An 18634-nucleotide genomic window follows, 5' to 3' on the forward strand; every position below is an offset into this window, starting at 1 on the left:
GAAGCCTGTCCGGACATGTCACGATTGGGATTAGATTAGCGGTTGGGTGGCTTGCTGTGAGTGAACGTTTTTATCCTCTACTGCATCTGCAAGCATATCCGCGGTGATGGCGGAGAGGGTCCAGCCCAGGTGGCCGTGGCCGGTGTTGTAAAACACCGTGGGTAATTTTCCGCGGCTGACTTTGGGCATCATGTTAGGGAGCATCGGGCGCAGGCCCGCCCAGGGTACGACCCGGCGGGTGCTGACGCCGGGGAAGCACTCTTCGACCCAGCGGATTAGCGGGCGGATACGGTTGTCGCAGATATCGCGGTTATAGCCGTTAAACTCGGCGGTGCCCGCAATACGGAATCGGTCATCGCCCAGGCGGCTGGTCACCAGCTTGGTTTCATCATCGAGCAGGCTCACGGTGGGCGCTGCCTGTTGGGAGGCGGCGTCATCGAGCTGCACGGTGATTGAATAGCCTTTTACCGGGTAGATATTCACACGGTCACCAAGCTTGGCAGCCAGGGCGCGGCTGCCCACTCCGGCGCATATCACCACGCTATCAAAGGTTTCGCGCACCGGCTCACCGTCAGCCTCGCCTTCAAGCGTGGCGGTGATCCAGGCGTGCTGTTGATCGGCGCCGATATCCTGGACGCTATGACCATATTTAAGCGTTACGCCGCGGCGCTCGGCGGCTTGAGCCAGGCCGTGGGTAAACTTATGAATATCGCCGGTGGCGTCGCTTTCGGTATAGAAGCCGCCGTAGTAGTTGCCCGCCAGTGTCGGTTCGATGGTGCGCATCTCGTCAGGGGTGACTGCTCGGCGCTCCAGGCCGCCTTTGCTGAGCAGCTTGGAGACCTTTGCGGCGTGGTCATAACCCGCTTTGTCGCGGTAGATATGCAGAATGCCTTTCTGCTTGAGGTCAAAGCCGATCTGCTCGTCTTTCGCCCACTGAAACAGGTGCTCTCTGGCCGCAATGGCCAGTCGCGTGGTCTCGGTGGTGTTGGCAGCGTAGCGGGGTATCGAGGCGATAAATTCGCCAAACCAACTGAGCTTGTGCCAGCTTGGGCGGGGGTTAACCAGTAGCGGGGCGTCGTTTCTGAGCATCCAGCGCAGCCCCTTGATCACGGTTGGCCAGTGGTTCCACACTTCGGCGTTGGAGGCCGAGAGCTGACCGCCGTTGGCGAATGAGGTCTCCATGGCGGCGTAACGATGCTTTTCAAACACGGTGACGTCGTAGCCACGTTTGGCCAGGGCGTAGGCGCTGGTAATGCCGGTGATACCACCACCGATAACGGCAATACGTTGCATAACTCTCTCCAGATTGTATGAGCGTCGGGAATACCACCTAACGGCGTAACTGCTGCTGGGCGTACCCCTTCCGTCATGGAACCTGAGAGATTCACGCACTCGCTGGCGCGCTTGCTCCTTCGGTGGGCTGAGTGACGCAGTCATCAGCCGCTCTTCGGAAAGTGATGGTGATAGCGGTCCGGTTGCCTGAGAGTTTCCGGGGCTGTTGCTCCTTCGGCGCTGGCGTCATCGGTTATTGATGCGCCAAGCTCTCCCGCTATCACGTTGTTGCTGGCTTTTAATGTAGATAGTTTTTTAATGTGATTAGTTTTACGCGATCAGTTTTAGCATGGAAGACGACCATAGTTGTGAACGCTTATTCCACGGGGCTTATTCCAAGGACTCACTCCAAGGGCTCACTCCAAGGGTTTTATTCCACGGGCCGGGCACGCTGGATGATTGCCGCGCAATCCAGCCCGGTGGTTAGCGTGCCTGTATTGAGGCCACTGCGGTCGGCAAGCCGACCAGCGCAGAATGCATCGGCCACATAAGCGGGGGCGTGCTGAACCATCAGGGCGCCTTGTAACGCTAGGGCCATGCCGTCCGCCAACTGGCGAGCACGGTACTGGAGCGCTTGGGTATCCTGCATCTGTCGCTGTAATTGGTGGATAAAGCGGTCAAGATGCCCATTGGCGCTTTGCGCTTTGGCAAGCTCGGCGAAGTAAGCGTCAAGCACTTCGGGCTGTTTTTCAATCGCGCGCAGGATATCCAAACACTGCACATTTCCGCTGCCTTCCCAAATGGCGTTGATGGGCGACTCGCGAAACAGTCGCGCCATTATGTGGGTCTCCATTACACCGCTTCCGCCAATCACCTCCATTGCTTCGTAAGCGTGGTGGGGCGTGCGTTTACAGATCCAGTACTTGCCGACGGGGGTGGCGATTCGCGAAAGCAAGCGCTCATGCTCGTTGTCCTGATGATCCATGGCGCGGGCCATACGCAGCATTAAGGTGGTGGCGGCTTCGCTCTCAATGGCCAAGTCAGCGAGTACGTTCTGCATCAGCGGCTGTTCGCTGAGCCGCGCCCCAAAGGCATGCCGATGAGAGGCGTGGTGAATGGCCTGGGCGGTGGCTTGGCGCATTCCGGCAGCTGAGCCAATCATGCAGTCGTAGCGGGTCATGGCGACCATCTCGATGATGGTGCGCACGCCGCGTCCTTCATCGCCCACCATCCAGGCAAAGGCGCCCCGCAGCTCGGTCTCGCTGGAGGCATTCGATACGTTGCCCATTTTACGTTTTAGCTGCTGTATATGAAGCGGGTTTTTACTGCCGTCGGGCCGCCAGCGTGGCAGCAAGAAACAGCTTAAGCCGCCGGGCGCCTGTGCGAGCACCAGGAAGGCATCGCACATGGGCGCCGAGACAAACCACTTATGGCCGACCAGTTCGTAGGCTTCTCCTGGCCCGCCTTGATCAATCGGGTAGGCGCGGGTGGTGTTCAAACGCACATCGGAGCCCCCTTGCTTTTCGGTCATTGCCATGCCGAGAGTGAGGCCCTGTTTCTCGAAATAGGGGACGTTGCGCGGGTCGTAATGTGGGGCGGTGATTTTAGCGCCCCAACTCTCAAACAGGCTGGGTTGATGGCGCAGCGCGGGCAGGGCTGCAAAGGTCATGGTAATCGGGCAGCCATGGCCCGCTTCTACCTGGGCCTGTAAAAAGTAGTTGGCGGCCCGATAAACATGCGCACCGGGCTGAGGGTTTCGCCAGGGGCTGGCATGCAAGCCGTGCTCTATCGCCGTTTGCATCAGTTGATAATAGGCGGGATGAAACTCGATCAAATCGACCCGATGGCCTTGCCGGTCGTGGGTCACTAACTGGGGGGAGTAACGGTTGGCCTCAACCCCCAAAGCAATCGCCTCAGCGGAGCCCGCCCACTGGCCAAACGCCTTGAGTGGGGCATCGTCGTCAGACCCGCTTTCACGGTTAACGCCTTCCTGAAGAGCACGATCAGCTATGTAACTATTGTAGTTTGCAAGCGTCGGCGGCTGGTTTTCCACCTGATGGGTATTAGCTTGGAGTTGATCGGCCAGGGGGTAATGGTGGTTCATGGTAGGCACCTAGCGCGTAACGACGATAAGGGTGATTGTTTAAACGAACATTTTACGGTTCATATATTTTGGAGCGCTTATGAGAGCGTAGTTGCTGGCCGGAAAAGTCGCTAAAAACGGAGGGCGAAAAGGGGTAGGGATGGATCCTGCTTTGCTCAGTCAGCGTATTTAACCGACAATGCCGCTTATCCTTCTCAGTCATGGGTACTATCGATGCAAGCAAACGCGATGCAGACAAACGGCTTTTTTGACGAAATTGGCGAAACTATCGGCGAAGCTATCCGCGTGGTGGTGGAGTTTCTGTTAGGCATTTTCACCAACTTCTTCGGTGCGTTCGGCGATTTCATCGATGGCCTGACACGTTCGCTGGGGATCAACGATTCCTTTTTCAGCATTGCTGTATTGGTGATTGGGCTGCTGATCCTGTGGGGCGGTTTGCGCGCGTTTCTGCGTGGCTCGCTAATCGGCGGTATTGTACGTACCGTATTGGGGCTGTTTATTCTTTCGTGGTTGATGATGTAGACCTGGAGAGGATTTTATCCTTCTATCTAGTAAGACGAGCGAGTATGGGGTTTGTTTATAAATTTTTTTGCAAAAAATGGCTAATAGGTAAAAAGCAGCCGGTGAGATCAAAAACGCCTCAGTTGCCTCTCTAGCGCAAAAATATGCGTATCCTCCGCACCCAGCTCCCGCAGCGCCTTGGCGAGGTTGACCAAGTAGTCGCGGTTGGGGCCGCTGGGCCCATGGGCGTTGGCAATTTGCTGGGCGATCTCATCAAGCGGTGCGTCGCCCAAAAAGGCCGGGTTGTCATCGCTGGCCAGATAAATAAGCCCTTCGCTCTGTTCTGTTCCGTTGCCTTTCTCGTCCATAAACGTCAGCGGTACTTTTTCCCGCAAATAGCCGTTCTTCTCCCGCACATCCAACGGCGCGAGCACTTCCGGGGCAATGCGGTAGGCCATGCCGTGGCAAATCGAATCTTTGGCGCGGATCAGCGTTGCCACCCGCCCAGGCGCTTCAGGCGTGCCGCGATGATCGTGGGAGCCCTGCCAAAATCGCCGCTCCCAGCCGTGTATATACGCCGGGCGGCGCTCCAGGTAGGCAAAGTCAGCTTTCCAAATCAACGAGCCGTAGCCGAATAGCCATATAGCCGCATGGCCTTCGAAGAAGTTTCTTTGCTGGTTAAGTGCAGTGGTATCAAGCATCGGTATCAGGCAACGTTTTTAAGACACATTTTTCAAGTAACATGAGGGTCAACGACGGTGTAAAACCATCATCTTAACATGTCACGGTTGATCACCCACCCGATAGACAAGACCACGACTGGAGGCTGCCATGCGCGCGATTTTTCTAGTGGATAACGGCTCGCTACGAGCGCAGGCAACGCTGAATTTACGCCGCGTGGCGGCTTCGCTTAGCGGGCTTGTAGGCGAAACCGTGCAGGCGGCCTCGTTACTGCACTCCAACAAGATTCCTGCGGATGAGGTGGGAGGCATTCCCGCCACTACCCTTGGCCCTGCCGCTGAATGCAGTGCTGAACAGGGGGCAACGGAGATTATCGTGCTGCCATTCTTTTTTGGCCCCAGCAAAGCGCTGACGGGCTATCTACCCGAGCGTATGGCCACGATGCAGGAGCGCTTTCCCCACGTTAAGGTGCGGGTGGCCCAGCCCTTGGTGGATGAGTACGGCGATAACGACCTGCGTTTAGCCCACCTGCTGGCCGATAACGTGCGCGACAAGCTGCGCCCAGGTACTAAGCCCCATGTGGCGCTGGTGGATCATGGCAGCCCGATTCCTGAGGTGACCGCCGTACGCAACCGCCTGGGGGGGCAGCTTAGTGTGCTGCTATCCGATGACGTAGCGTGTGTTGCCGCTGCCTCCATGGAACGGCGCGAGGGTGATGAGTACCGTTTTAACGAGCCGCTACTGGAAAACTTGCTGGCGCTACCCGAGTTCAAGACAGGCCCTGTTATCCTGGCGATGCTGTTTCTTTCGCCGGGGCGTCACGCAGGGGAGGGCGGCGATATTGCCGAGATTTGTGCAGCGGCTGAACAGCAGTATCCAGGGCTTTCCGTTACCACGACGAAGCTGGTGGGGGAGCATCAAGGGATCGACGATATATTGCACTCGCGACTGCGCCAAGCGCTTGATGATCAACGCTTTCTACTCGATATCCCGGCAATCGCCTGACGCCACTAGGGTTTGATGGGTGAATACACGCCTAATAGCGCGTAGAATCGCGAGCCTTTCTATTCGTTGTAAGCTGTCGTCGTTACTGACAATGCGCTAACCAGGGCTCCTTTTGTGATCGCTACCGCCAATATCACCATGCAGTTTGGGGCCAAGCCCCTGTTTGAAAATGTCTCCGTTAAGTTCAATAACGGCAACCGCTACGGCCTGATTGGCGCAAACGGCTGTGGCAAATCCACTTTTATGAAAATTCTCGGTGGCGATTTGGAGCCCACTTCTGGCCAGGTGATGCTGGATAGCAGTACACGGCTGGGTAAGCTGCGTCAGGATCAGTTTGCGTTTGAAAACGAGCGCGTCATCGACACCGTGATCATGGGCAATGTCGAACTCTGGTCAGTGGCTGCCGAGCGCGAGCGTATTTACTCGCTGGCAGAAATGAGCGAAGAGGATGGGATGGCCGTTGCTGACCTGGAAGTGCGCTTCGCCGAGCTGGACGGCTACACCGCCGAGCCCCGTGCAGGTGAACTGCTACTGGGCTTGGGCATTCCCATTGAGCAGCACACCGGCCCGATGAGTGAAGTCTCTCCCGGCTGGAAGCTGCGCGTGCTGCTCGCCCAGGCGCTATTCGCTGACCCGGATGTACTGTTGCTGGATGAGCCGACCAACCACCTGGATATCAACACCATCCGCTGGCTGGAAGATATTCTCAAAGCGCGCAGCAGCACCATGATCATCATCTCTCACGACCGTCACTTCCTGAATAGCGTCTGTACCCATATGGCGGATCTGGATTACGGCGAAATTACCCTGTTCCCGGGTAACTACGATGATTACATGACTGCCGCCACCGCCGTTCGTGAGCGTCAGCACTCGGATAACGCCAAGAAAAAGGCCCAGATTGCCGAGCTGCAGCAGTTCGTGAGCCGCTTCTCCGCTAACGCCTCGAAAGCTAAGCAGGCTACATCTAGGGCGCGTCAAATCGATAAAATCAAGCTGGAAGATATCAAGCCTTCCAGCCGCGTAAGCCCCTTTATCCGCTTTGATCAGGCGAAGAAGATCCACCGTAATGCCGTCAATGTGGATGGCATTACCAAGAGCTATGATGGCAACAAGCCGCTGTTCGAGCGTCTTTCCATGACCGTGGAAGCCGGTGAGCGCATTGCGATTATCGGCCCCAACGGCATCGGCAAAACCACGCTGCTGAAAACCCTGGCGGGCGAGTTACACCCAGATGCTGGCGAAGTGAAGTGGACCGAAGCCGCTGAGGTGGGGGGTTTTGCTCAGGATCACAGCGACGACTTTGCCGTTGATGCCACGTTATTTGAGTGGATGTCGGCCTGGACTCAAGGTGGCGAGCAGGTGGTTCGCGGTGCCCTGGGGCGGATGCTGTTTTCCAGCGACGATATTGGTAAATCGGTGAAGGTCATTTCCGGTGGCGAGCAGGGGCGCATGCTGTTTGGTAAGTTAATCCTTACTCAGCCCAACGTAATGCTGATGGATGAGCCGACCAACCACCTGGATATGGAGTCTATCGAGGCGTTGAACCTGGCCCTGGAGAACTACCCCGGTACGCTGCTGTTTGTGAGCCACGACCGCGAGTTCGTCTCGTCACTGGCCACGCGTATTATTGATATGCAGCCGGAAGGCATTGTCGATTTCAGCGGCAGCTACGACGACTACCTGCGCAGCCAGGGAGTGGTGTGACGCTGTTTTTGTCAGCATAGCTCTGTAAGTCTATTCGCCGATAATTTGCTCAAAGGTGCTGTCGGTGGCGAGTTCGCGCTCGTCATTGAGCATTTTGCCGCTAAACACCGTCTGCATCTCTTTGGCGAGTTCTACGTAGACATGCATTTGTTGATTACGTCGCTTACGTAGCGGTGGTTTCACTAATAAGCTAATACCTTTGATGGGCTCATGGGTTTCCCCGCGCAGTAGGTCAGGCATTTCCCCTGGTGGAAAGGCGTTGGCGATAGTGACTGGGTTGGAAGGCTGTTGGCCGTCGATTAAAAATATCTTCTTGAGAGCGTCGTAGTGAGCGTCTTTCTCCCGTAGCCACTGGGTTAGGCGCTCGTCTGAATCTTCACTAGGCTGATCAAAGATAATAAAAAGCGAATGCTGTTTAACTTTTTTAGTTGGCTTTGATGGTGCGGGGGTGTCAGGTTCTTGGGCTTCTTCAGAGCCGTCTACTTGTATCGGACGAGGGGCAGCGGCTTTCGCTTTCGCTGCGCGCCGTCGGCGGCGCCAGGGCACAATGACATAAATAAATATCGCTGTTGCCATTGCGCCTAATACCAGCGATGCGAAGGCGAGTACTATTATAGTAGTGGTGCGATCCATACTCTCAGAATCCTTTTTTAAATCAGCGCTCAGGCTTTATTTAGCCGAAAAATAGTGGCATTGAGAGCTAGCGCAAGTGCTACCCAGAGCCAGTAGGGCACCATAAGCCACGCGGCTAGTATGTTCACCTGGAAAAACAGTGTGATGGTGACCGTAATTAGTGCCAGTAACACCATGATATCTACCAGCGCAGCGACAATTTGTTTACGCCCAAAGAACAGCCATGACCACGCGGCATTGACCATAAGTTGCAGCGCGTAAGCCGCTAAGCTTGCTGAGCGCCATGCTGAGTCATCCGCCATATAAATACGCCATGCGGCAATAGCCATCAACAAATACAGTATGCCCCAAGCGATAGGAAAAGCGATATTCGGTGGTGTCCAGCTTGGCTTACTTAGTTCGCGGTACCAACCGTCAGGCCGAAAGCGCGCACCAGTCGAGGCGGCAAGGCCGACGAGCAGCAGTGATACCAGCAGCGCTAATAGCGAAGCAAGCATTCATCACCTGTGTGTTCAAACGAAAGAATCAATAGCCTAGCAGCGTTTATCTAAGAGGCTCAACACAAAGTAATCAAGAGCCGCAATGAGCCAATTGTATTGCCTGAGTTTACCGTGTTCGCGCAAGGCAGTATTGTTTTGTCAAACAACCTGATGAAGTGCTGCTCATGAAATACTGCTCAACAACTGGTGATATCGATAGCACTTTTCTGGCAAGTGCGGGAAGTGCAGCTTGGCATCGGCATATGGCGAGCTTGGTACGCTCATCGGGACAACGCGATTTCCCCATTCGTCTGGAGCAAGTGCTGCGCGCGATAACCGGGTTCGATACGATTCTGATCAATACCTACAAAGGGCGTCATAGACCACTACTGATTCATGATGATTACCCGTCAGAAAATCGCCCCCAAGCGATAGATCGCTACCTCAGCGGTGCGTATTTATTGGATCCTTTTTTTACCGCCATGAGTGGTGGCCTGGATAGCGGTGTCCACCGGTTGCGGGAGCTAGCCCCTGATCGTTTTGAGTCCAGTGATTACTATGCCCACTATTATCGCGCGTTAGGATTGGCGGATGAGGTTGGTCTCTTCGCACGTGTGGGGGATGATGTCTTGATGGTGGTATCGCTGGGCTTTCAGGCAGAAGCTCCCTTGAAACGACGTGCGTTGCAGGTGTTAAAGAATGTGGTGCCGATGATCGAAACCTTGTTGATGGAGTTCTGGAAGTGGCAGGGCGTCCTCTTCCAGCCGACATTGGAAAAGGACGCCCCGGTGGAAGCTGCCTTCGCAAGCTTTGGCCGGGAGGTTTTAACCGCACGTGAACAGGAAATCGTTCGTCTGTTGCTCGCGGGGCACTCCACCAAATCAGCAGCCCGGGAACTGGATATCAGCGATGGCACTGTGAAGGTACACCGTAAGCATATTTACCAGCGTCTGGATGTCTCCAGTCAATCGCAGTTGTTCCAGCTATTTCTTGAACACGTGGCCCTCATTTCCCGGCAGTTGAGAGGTTAGGGTGCTAGGTTCTTAGCGCCATCCAGATGGTTTTGATCTCGGTATACTCGTCAAGCGAGTGAAGCGATTTATCCCGCCCATTACCGGATTGCTTAACCCCACCGAACGGCACTGTCATGTCCGGGCCTGCCCAGTTGTTAACGTAGACTTGCCCGGAGTGCAGCTTGCGTGAGACGCGCATAATACGATCAATGTCCTGGCTCCAGACGGCGGCAGCCAAGCCGTAGTCGCTGTCGTTGGCAAGCGCCAATGCCTCTTCTTCGGTATCGAAGCCAAAGACAGACAGCACCGGCCCGAAGATCTCCTCGCGACCTATCGTCATGGCTGGGGTGACATCGTCAAACACGGTAGGGGGAATAAAGAGCCCAGGGCCATCTAAAGGCTGCCCGCCCGAGCGTAGCGTGGCACCTTCTTCTTTCCCCTGGCGGATATAATCAAGCACCCGCTGGTATTGAGTGTCATCCACCATCGCCCCCATAAAGCTTTGCGGGTCGAGAGGGTCGCCCGGTTGCATGGTTACCGCAGCGTCCACCACTTTCTCGACGAAGGCATGGCGGATGCGGTTTTCCACCAATAGCCGCGAGCCAGCGATACAGACTTCTCCCTGGTTATGAAAAATAGCCGCGGCAGCATGCTGAGCTGCGGCGTCCAGGTCTTGGCAGTCGGCAAAGATGATGTTGGGGCTTTTGCCACCGCACTCCAGATAAACGCGTTTCAAATTAGACTGACCCGCGTACTGCATGAGCTGCTTGCCCACTTGAGTGGAGCCGGTAAAGGCGAGGCAGTCGACCTGCATCGACAGGGCCAGCGCTTTACCCACGGTATGGCCATAGCCGGGGAGTACTTGAAACACCCCGGCGGGCAGGCCCGCTTGTTGGCTTAGTTGGGCAAGGCGTAGCGCTGATAACGGCGACTTTTCTGACGGTTTGAGAATAACGCTGTTACCGGCCGCTAATGCCGGTGCAATCTTCCAGGCGGTCATCATCAATGGGAAGTTCCAGGGAACTATGGATACCACCACCCCGAGTGGCTCGCGCACAATCAAGCCGAGGTGATGATCACCCGTTGGCGCCACCTCACCGTACAGCTTATCGATACTTTCGGCGGTATAACGCAGGCAGCCAATGGCGCCGTCGATATCCCCCAGCGCACTGGTAATCGGCTTCCCCATGTCCAGAGTGTCCAGCAGGGCAAGCTCGTGTTTGTGGGCCTGCATTAACGCTGCAAGTTCAAGCAGTGTGGCTTTGCGCTGGCTTGGCGCGAGGTGCGACCACTCTCCTCGGTCGAACGCCTGCCGGGCCGCGTGGGTAGCAAGCTCGGCATCGGCGTCATCGCAGCTGGCGATCTCAGCCAACACTTCGCCGGTGGCTGGGTTCACCGTGGAGAGAGTGGCTCCACGCTGCGCATCGACAAAGGTGTCGTTGATATAGGCGCGGGTTTCAAAGGAGAGTGTGTCTGCCAGTGCTTGCCACTCGGCTAGGTTCGTGGGGGAAGTTGTGCTCATTGGGTAGCCTCAAGATAGTTAGCGTTAAACAGTAGCGCGTCGCACAGCACCTGGGTGCCAAGTGCACACTGCTCTGGCGTTGAGTACTCCGCTTCGTTATGGCTGATGCCATCGCGGCAGGGAATAAAAATCATCGCGGTGGGCGTCACCCGTGCCACATACACCGCATCGTGGCCCGCACCACTGAGCATACGGCGGTAAGCAATGCCTCGCGCCCTGGTCGCCTGTTCGATGGATGCAATGCAGTGGTCGTTAAATGCCACCACCGGGGAGTTCCAGAGGCGTTGCCGCGTCACCACGACACCAAAGGTCTCTACCAAGGCGTCGAGCTCGCCATGGAAGCGGGCCTCCAGCGCGTCTAGTTGATCATCGTGCACATGCCGAAGATCGACAGTCATGGTGACCTGGGCGGGAATCACGTTGCGAGAAGGCGTATCGATCTCCAGGCAGCCAAAGGTCACCTTGCTGTCACCGCTGGTGTCGGTGGCGGCGATGGCGTATAGCCGATCAATGAGCCGGGCAGCCGCAGCCAGGGCGTCGTGACGATATGCCATTGGGGTGGTGCCCGCATGGGCAGCGTTACCTTCAATCGTCAGGTCAAACCAGCGCATCCCTTGCACCCCGGTGACCACACCGATGTCTAAGGCCTCTTCTTCAAGCACCGGCCCCTGTTCGATATGCAGTTCCAGAAAACTGGCTAACCGAGGCTCGCCAATAGGCAGGCTTCCCTTCATGCCTGTCTCCTCAAGGGCCTGTCCAAAACTGATCCCCTGTTCGTCCTGGCGAGCAAGGGTCTCCTCCACAGTAAACACCCCCGCATAAGTACCGGAAGCCACCATTGCGGGGGCAAAACGGCTGCCTTCCTCGTTCGTCCAAACGATCAGCTCCAGCGGGCGCTCGGTAACGACTTGCTGGTCGTGCAGGGTGCGAAACACTTCCAGGCCCGCGAGAACCCCCAACACGCCGTCGAAACGACCCCCTTTCGGCTGTGTATCCAGGTGGCTGCCGACAGCTGCGGGCGCCAGATCGTCACGTGTGCCGGGCCGACGAAAAAAAAGATTACCCACTGCATCACTGCGCACGTGGCAGCCAATATCGGCGCACCACTCGATCAATTGCTGCCGGCCGGCAGTATCTTCGAGTGTCAATGCCAAGCGGTTGCTGCCGCCATTGGGGGTAGCGCCGATCTCAGCCATCGCCATTAAACTTGACCACAGTCGCTGGCCATCGATGGACACTTGCATGGCGTGTCTCCTGTTGTGTTTGTTGGGTTAAGGAGATCCACCATAGGAGGCCTTTCGCGCAGCCGATATACCCCAATGGGGATATATTCCTGACACTGTTTTCCCCGCTAGCCTGTGAAGCCACCTCTACAACGGCTTCCTAATAAGCGAGGGCATAATGATGACTCAGCAGCAGGCGCAAGCCTCTTACGATGCGCAAGACCTTTGGCAAAAAGATAAAAATCACTTTATTCACCCCTTCACCGACTTCAGCTTGTTCCATGAAAAAGGCTGTGACTTGATTACCGACAGTGATGGTATCTATGTCGAAGACGTACACGGCAACCGCTATATCGATGGGATTGCGGGCTTGTGGTGCGTCAATGTAGGTCACGGCCGTGCCGAAATTGGCCAGGCGATGGCCGAGCAAGCCACACGCATGGCCTACTTTTCCACTTTTAACAATCTCTCCAATGCCCCGGCCACCGAGCTGGCTGCCAAGCTCGCAGAGCTGGCACCTGCCCACTTGAACCATGTGTTTTATAGCTGCGGCGGGTCAACGGCGAACGATGCCACCATCCGGCTTGTGCATTACTACTTCAATCGCTTGGGCAAGCCTTCGAAAAAGCGGATATTGTCGCGCACCCACGCTTACCACGGCACCACCTACATGGCGGCGAGCCTGACCGGTATCGCCAGCAATAACTGGCAGTTCGATACGCTTGATCTGGTGACCCATCTGAGCGAAGCCAACTGCTATCGCCGTCCAGAGGGGATGAGTGAGGCCGAGTATTGTGATCACTTGGTCGACGAGCTCGAACAAACCATTGACCGGCTAGGGGCGGATAACATAGCGGCCTTTATTGCTGAGCCCATTATGGGCGCGGGCGGCGTATTGGTGGCACCGCAGGGTTACCATTCCTGCGTGCAGGCCATATGCCGTGCCAACGATATTCTGTTCATTGCTGATGAAGTGGTGACAGGCTTTGGTCGTTTAGGGCACTTCTTTGCTTCAGAAGCCGTGTTTGAGACCCAGCCCGATATTATCAATGTGGCGAAAGGGCTTTCATCTGGGTATGCCCCATTAGGTGCAACGCTGATATCTGACGCTCTTTATGAGGTATTAAGTACCCCTCAAGGCCCCGGTGGGGTATTGAGTACCGGCTTCACCTATTCCGGGCATCCCGTTAGTTGTGCTGCAGCGCTTAAGAATATCGAAATCATTGAGCGTGAAGGCATTTGTGAGAATGTTCGCGAAGTTGGCCCCTATCTTGAATCCAAGCTCAAAACGCTCGCCTCTCATGAAACGGTAGGTGATATACGTGGCAGTCATTTCATGATGGCGATTGAAAATGTGGCTAATAAAACAACCAAAGAATTACTCCCCGTTGACGCGCGCGTAGGTGACCGCGTGGCTGCTGAAGCACAGAAACGTGGTTTGATTATTCGGCCGGTTGGCCATCTCAATATCATTTCTCCGCCCTTGATCTGGACGTGCCAAGTAGTCGACGAAGTCGTAGCGATTCTTGATGACGCTTTTGCCGCCACCACGCGCTCACTTAAAGCGGATGGTTACCTATAAACACTGCTATGAGAGGCGGGCGTTAGCGCCCGTCTTCAGTAGTGACCTACGACAACGATAAAGGGGAATAACCAATGGAAGAGTATGGAATTTTAAGCCTTATACCCACGCTAGTGGTTTTAGTCATGGCGATTATTACCAAGCGCACGATTGAGTCCCTTCTGGCAGGTGCGCTGGTAGGCTTATTAATGTTTCAACCCCTCAATGTCATTACCCAAGGGTCGGATATACTGCTATCGGTATTGGGTAATGACACGGTGACGTGGATTATTCTGGTGTGCGGGCTATTTGGTAGCTTGATTGCCTTGCTGGTAAAAACGGGCGGTGTGTTAAGTTTTGGTGATGCCGTTACCCGGCGCATCCATACCCGTCGACAAAGCTTGTTAGCGACGTGGGGGCTGGGACTAATAATTTTTGTCGATGACTATCTCAATGCGCTGACCATTAGCGCTTCCATGAAGAAAGTCACTGATCGTTTTAACATATCCCGTGAGAAGTTAGCGTATATCGTTGATTCCACCGCAGCGCCAATCTGTATTCTCGTACCTTTTTCTACCTGGGCTGTGTTCTTTGCAGGTTTGCTGGAAGAGAACAATATCGCTGGTAACGGCATGGAGCTGTACATCCAAGCCATACCATTTATGTTTTACGCCTGGATAGCGGCGGCGCTGGTGCCCTTAGTGGCACTGGGCATTATCCCCAACCTTGGCCCAATGCGAGCAGCTGAGGCCCGCGCTGAAGCTGGCCAGCTGCAACCAGATGGCGCTGACGACAGCGCGTTGGAAATAGAAGATACAGGCAAAAAACGCCCTCATCTGCTCAATTTTCTGCTTCCCATTGCGACGCTGATTTTCTTCACCTGGTATTTTGAGATTGATGTACTGAGAGGCGTGATTGTGGCGCTTGCAGTGACGCTAGTGCTTATCGCGGTGCAACGGCTGTTAAGCTTCAATGATACGTTTGACACCGCGCTGGATGGCTTCAAAGCCATGATTATGCCACTCGGCACGCTGGTGGCTGGGTTTGTGCTTAAGGAGGTCAATGACCTACTTGGCTTAACCAACTATGTGATCGATAGTGTTCAGCCTTTAATGACCGCGGGTATGCTACCGGCGGTTGTCTTCGTCACCATGGCCTTTCTCGCTTTTGCGACCGCCTCCTTCTGGGGACTGTTTGCCGTGGCGATGCCTATCGTATTACCGCTTGCCAGTAGTATGGATGCGCATATGCCGCTCGTGGTGGGGGCTTTAATCTCCGCCAGTGCCTTTGGCAGCCACGCCTGCTTTTACGGTGATTCTACCGTCCTTTCTGCCCAAGGGGCGGGGTGTACGCCAATGGCCCATGCGTTAACGCAACTTCCCTATGTCTTAATAGCCGCTGCCGTGGCAACGGGCTTCTTTATAGTGGTGGGGAATATATGAAACACGCGCCGACCTTTCCTACAACGGCCACCGAACCTCTGGCGGGTGAGCCAACACCCAGCGCATTAGGCTTTTCAATGCCGGCGGAGTTTGCGACTCATGCAGCCTGCTGGATGCTGTGGCCACAGCGCCCAGATACATGGCGCTACGGTGCGAAGCCCGCTCAGCAAGCCTTTGTGGATGTGGCTGTGGCGATTGCTGAGAGCGAGACGGTCTTCGTGGGGGTTAACGATGAGCAGTATGAAAATGCCCGTAACCAACTACCTGCGCATATTCGAGTGGTTGAGCTGTCCAGCAATGATGCTTGGATGCGCGATGTAGGGCCTACCTTCATTACCCATCCCGATGGGCGACTCGCCATGGTGGACTGGGAGTTCAATGCCTGGGGCGGGTTGAAGGAGGGACTCTACTTCCCATGGGACAAAGACAAGCGGATTCGTTGTAAAATCAGTGAAATGCTGGGTATTCAACGCTTCGAGGCCCCGCTCGTACTAGAGGGAGGAGCCATTCATGTGGATGGTGAAGGTACGCTTATCACCACGGAAGAGTGCTTGCTGAATCCTAACCGTAATCCGGAGATGAGCCGCGCCACGATCGAACACTGGCTGCAGGAGTATTTAGGCGTCAGTCACATCATCTGGTTACCACGTGGCTGTTATCTCGACGAGACCGATGGCCACGTGGATAACCTGTGCTGCTTTATTGCGCCTGGCCATGTGGCGCTAACGTGGTGTGAGGATGAGCAAGATCCCCAGAGCGCTATTTGTCGGGAAGCATTGCGTGTGCTGGAAAATGCCACGGATGCTCAAGGCAGGCGGCTCACTATCCATAAACTGCCCCAGCCAGGCCCGCTCCATATTGCCGACGATGAAGCCAGTGGGATTGATCGCCTGAACAGCTCGCATCCCCGCTTACCTGGGGATCGCATGGCAGGTTCTTACGTCAACTTTTATATAAGTAACTCGGTCATTGTAATGCCCTTGCTGGATCCTCGTTACGATGAAAAGGCTAAAGGCATTCTATCCCGGTTATTTCCCACGAAGAGGGTGATCGGCGTTACGGCAAGAGAAATACTGCTTGGCGGCGGAAACATTCACTGCATCACTCAGCAGCAACCACGAGTGTAGCGTTTCGCAGGAAAAACGCCCTGTTCAGTCACAGGCTGAACAGGGCACGGTGATAAAAATCACTTTTGGCCGTTACTGGATACGGTCATAGCCATTATCCATAAATGGATAGTCGGTGTAACCCTTCTCATCACCTCCATAGAGCGTTTCGTGGTTCGGCTCGGTGAGTGGGGCGTTGACGGGGAAGCGCTCCGGCAAGTCGGGGTTAGCGATGTAGGGGCGTCCAAAGGCCACGGCATCAGTGGTGCTCTCGCTGATGCGTTTCATTCTCTCTGGTACTCTTGCTGCTTATTACCAAGGATGTTGTTGATAGCATGTTAAAAAATGCGCCTCAGCGCCGCCCTTATCAGGTGGCGGAAACCATTAAATGTTGGATCGTAGATAGGCATCTGAAGCCAGGTGACCGGCTACCTAGCGAGTCGGAGCTGATGGAGACCCTGCAGGTGTCGAAAGGGACAGTGCGCGAGAGCACGCGAGTACTGGAAGCCCAGGGGTTGGTCGAAACTCGCACAGGGCCTGGAGGCGGCGCTTTTGTGCGTGAGATGAGCGAGGCCAAAGCGGTATCGCTATTAAGTAATTACCTATTTTTCAAAGAAATATCAATCAAGGATATCTATCAGATACGCTTGGCGCTAGAGCCTGAGCTAGCCGCTTCGTTAGCGGGGAAAGTGGCCGCCAGCGATATGACACGCTTACGTGAAAGCCTGCACAGTTACGCAGACCCTGCGGACGATAGTGAGACTGAGCGTCAGCAACACCTTGATTCGCTGCATTTCCACCTAATGCTCGCTGAACTGGCCGGTGGCAATCAACTGCTGACATTTATTATCCGCTTCACCATTCAGGTGCTCTCTGATCTGACGATTTATCACCGTCTCTATGAGCCAGTTACCCACGATTTAGGACAGACAGGCTGTCGCTATCATGCGGAAATTTTGGATGCCATTGAGCTGGGTGACGCCGAAAGCGCCTATAACATCATGCGCGAGCATATGCTCGATGCCCAACAAGTGATGAACCAGCAGGAGGCTCAGGTGCGCCGAGGCTTCTTACCTGAGCCACTAGCGTAACGAGCTAAGGGCGGAAAACGCTATGGACGTGGCAACTGCTGTAAAAATGTCATTATTACTCGCGTTGCGATTTCGCCGTCTTCGGCGGTAATAGCTTCGTCTGGGTGGTGGCTAAGCCCATCTTTACAGCGTACAAACAGCATGCCGATATCGGTTAATGCCTGCATCGCTAAGCCATCATGGCCAGCGCCGCTAAACATTCGCTCTGCCGGTTGGCCAACCTGGGTGCACGCCTGTTCGAGGGCGGTCATCATCCAGTCCGCACAGGCCACCCCATCGGCGCTGTAGGTGTTTTCAATATTAATGGTTAATCCACGGCGTTTCGCCACTGTCTCCAAAGCTGCTGTTACGGCTTCCCTTCCAGATTGGCGAGTAGCCGACTCTGGGGAGCGTAACTCTACCGTGAACGTTACCAGGGCGGGGATCACATTGACCGCGTTGGGATGAACATCGAGTCTGCCCACCACGCCGACCAACTCATCGGTATTCTGCAGTGCGCTATCGATGGCATGCACCATTTCCGCCGCGCCGACTAGCGCGTCATGACGCATGTTCATTGGCGTAGTACCTGCATGACCGGCCTTGCCGCTTAGCGTGACCTTGTGGCGTTCAATACCCGTTAGCGCCGTGACAATGCCCACCGCATGATCCCGCTGCTCCAGGATTGGCCCTTGTTCAATATGTACTTCTAAAAATCCCAGCGCATTGGCAGGTTCGCGGGCGGTAGCGGGGATGTCCTCAGGCGTGCAACCGAAGGCTATTAATGCCTCTCGCAGAGAGATTCCCTCGGCATCCTGGGCTTCCAGTTGATCGGGTGTCACGCTTCCAGCCAGCGCCTTACTGCCGACCAGCGTGGTAGGGAAGCGAACGCCCTCTTCGTCGCCAAACGCGACCACTTCTATCCCGAAGGGCAGCGTCACGCCATCGCGTTTAAGCGCTTCCAAGGCCAATAGCGGTAGGGCCACACCCAGCATGCCGTCGTATTTGCCGCCTTCTATCACTGAATCTTGATGAGACCCCATAATGAAGGTTTTCTCACCCGCTTGAGCTTTGGGGCAGCGACCCACAAGATTGCCGGCGGCATCCAGTTGGGGAGTAAGCCCCGCATGTTCCATCCAGCGGCTGATTAGCGGCAGTACCTGACGATGCGCCTGGGAGCAGAACAGTCGTGTGACACCGGGGCCTGGCTCAGAGTATTGGGCAGCTTCGTCCAGGCGATCAATTAATGCCTTTCCCAGCTCGCCTTGATTAAAAGCAGTGTAAGCAACCGTGTTGGTCATAAACTCTCCAATAGGGG

At 55.3% G+C, this 18634-nt stretch carries 16 protein-coding genes, 1 pseudogene and 1 riboswitch; of the genes and pseudogenes, 8 read left to right on the forward strand and 9 right to left on the reverse strand.

Annotated features, from left to right (window positions below; translation table 11 throughout):
• Window positions 1–30: 30 nt before the first annotated feature.
• Together HZU72_RS00940 and HZU72_RS00945 are read right to left on the reverse strand one after the other, a co-directional pair.
• Complete coding sequence (locus HZU72_RS00940; RefSeq protein WP_180089731.1) at window positions 31–1293, reverse strand: D-amino acid dehydrogenase; 1263 nt, start codon at window positions 1291–1293, stop codon at window positions 31–33.
• Window positions 1294–1457: 164 nt separating this feature from the next.
• Window positions 1458–1559: riboswitch (glycine riboswitch) on the reverse strand.
• 143 nt (window positions 1560–1702) lie between these two features.
• On the reverse strand, window positions 1703–3376 hold the full coding sequence (locus HZU72_RS00945) for an isovaleryl-CoA dehydrogenase (RefSeq protein ID WP_180089733.1): 1674 nt from the start codon (window positions 3374–3376) through the stop codon (window positions 1703–1705).
• Between the two features lie 228 nt (window positions 3377–3604).
• Between HZU72_RS00945 and HZU72_RS00950 the strand changes: the two genes are divergently transcribed.
• Window positions 3605–3898 carry a hypothetical protein gene (locus HZU72_RS00950; protein ID WP_133731554.1) on the forward strand — a complete coding sequence of 98 codons (294 nt, stop codon included), beginning with the start codon at window positions 3605–3607 and terminating at the stop codon, window positions 3896–3898.
• 107 nt (window positions 3899–4005) lie between these two features.
• Here the strand turns inward: HZU72_RS00950 and HZU72_RS00955 are convergent, their stop codons facing one another.
• Complete coding sequence (locus HZU72_RS00955) at window positions 4006–4578, reverse strand: gamma-glutamylcyclotransferase (protein ID WP_180089735.1); 573 nt, start codon at window positions 4576–4578, stop codon at window positions 4006–4008.
• A gap of 130 nt (window positions 4579–4708) precedes the next feature.
• On the opposite strand from HZU72_RS00955, the gene HZU72_RS00960 reads away from it, so the two are divergent.
• A complete protein-coding gene (locus tag HZU72_RS00960) occupies window positions 4709–5563 on the forward strand; it encodes a sirohydrochlorin chelatase (protein ID WP_180089737.1) in 855 nt (284 codons plus the stop codon).
• Window positions 5564–5677: 114 nt separating this feature from the next.
• Window positions 5678–7267 (forward strand): ABC-F family ATPase, encoded by a 1590-nt coding sequence (locus tag HZU72_RS00965; RefSeq protein WP_180089739.1) that lies wholly within the window; start codon window positions 5678–5680, stop codon window positions 7265–7267.
• 30 nt (window positions 7268–7297) lie between these two features.
• On the opposite strand, the gene HZU72_RS00970 is transcribed toward HZU72_RS00965, so the two are convergent.
• Both HZU72_RS00970 and HZU72_RS00975 read right to left on the reverse strand, forming a co-directional pair.
• The gene (locus tag HZU72_RS00970) at window positions 7298–7900 is read right to left on the reverse strand and encodes a cell division protein ZipA C-terminal FtsZ-binding domain-containing protein (protein WP_180089741.1); all 603 of its coding nucleotides are present in this window, start codon (window positions 7898–7900) and stop codon (window positions 7298–7300) included.
• Window positions 7901–7929: 29 nt separating this feature from the next.
• Window positions 7930–8397 carry a TspO/MBR family protein gene (locus tag HZU72_RS00975; protein WP_180089743.1) on the reverse strand — a complete coding sequence of 156 codons (468 nt, stop codon included), beginning with the start codon at window positions 8395–8397 and terminating at the stop codon, window positions 7930–7932.
• Window positions 8398–8564: 167 nt separating this feature from the next.
• Here HZU72_RS00975 and HZU72_RS00980 point away from each other — a divergent pair, with 167 nt between their 5' ends.
• Complete coding sequence (locus HZU72_RS00980; protein ID WP_180089745.1) at window positions 8565–9410, forward strand: helix-turn-helix transcriptional regulator; 846 nt, start codon at window positions 8565–8567, stop codon at window positions 9408–9410.
• 4 nt (window positions 9411–9414) lie between these two features.
• Here HZU72_RS00980 and HZU72_RS00985 read toward each other — a convergent pair whose 3' ends face one another.
• Entirely contained in the window at window positions 9415–10914 is a 1500-nt protein-coding gene (locus HZU72_RS00985) for an aldehyde dehydrogenase (RefSeq protein WP_180089747.1), read from the reverse strand.
• On the reverse strand, window positions 10911–12158 hold the full coding sequence (locus tag HZU72_RS00990) for a M20 family metallo-hydrolase (protein WP_180089749.1): 1248 nt from the start codon (window positions 12156–12158) through the stop codon (window positions 10911–10913). The genes HZU72_RS00985 and HZU72_RS00990 overlap by 4 nt, the downstream gene beginning before the upstream one ends.
• A gap of 160 nt (window positions 12159–12318) precedes the next feature.
• On the opposite strand from HZU72_RS00990, the gene HZU72_RS00995 reads away from it, so the two are divergent.
• The 3 genes from HZU72_RS00995 (at window position 12319) to aguA (ending at window position 16267) form a co-directional block, all read left to right on the forward strand.
• On the forward strand, window positions 12319–13719 hold the full coding sequence (locus HZU72_RS00995) for an aminotransferase (protein ID WP_180090131.1): 1401 nt from the start codon (window positions 12319–12321) through the stop codon (window positions 13717–13719).
• A 74-nt stretch (window positions 13720–13793) separates the two neighbouring features.
• Entirely contained in the window at window positions 13794–15140 is a 1347-nt protein-coding gene (locus HZU72_RS01000; protein ID WP_180089751.1) for a Na+/H+ antiporter NhaC family protein, read from the forward strand.
• Window positions 15137–16267, forward strand: a complete 1131-nt coding sequence (aguA, locus tag HZU72_RS01005; protein ID WP_180089753.1) for an agmatine deiminase — start codon at window positions 15137–15139, stop codon at window positions 16265–16267. Before HZU72_RS01000 ends, aguA begins: the two co-directional genes overlap by 4 nt.
• Before the next feature lie 72 nt (window positions 16268–16339).
• Here the strand turns inward: aguA and HZU72_RS01010 are convergent.
• A pseudogene (locus tag HZU72_RS01010) lies at window positions 16340–16528 on the reverse strand (alkene reductase); the annotation flags it as partial.
• Between the two features lie 53 nt (window positions 16529–16581).
• On the opposite strand from HZU72_RS01010, the gene HZU72_RS01015 reads away from it, so the two are divergent.
• Window positions 16582–17337, forward strand: coding sequence for a FadR/GntR family transcriptional regulator (locus tag HZU72_RS01015; RefSeq protein WP_180089754.1), 756 nt, complete (start codon window positions 16582–16584; stop codon window positions 17335–17337).
• Window positions 17338–17357: 20 nt separating this feature from the next.
• Here HZU72_RS01015 and HZU72_RS01020 read toward each other — a convergent pair whose 3' ends face one another.
• A complete protein-coding gene (locus HZU72_RS01020) occupies window positions 17358–18617 on the reverse strand; it encodes an allantoate amidohydrolase (protein ID WP_180089756.1) in 1260 nt (419 codons plus the stop codon).
• Window positions 18618–18634 lie beyond the last annotated feature (17 nt).

This window comes from Vreelandella sedimenti (assembly GCF_013416325.1).
Lineage (GTDB): Bacteria > Pseudomonadota > Gammaproteobacteria > Pseudomonadales > Halomonadaceae > Vreelandella > Vreelandella sedimenti.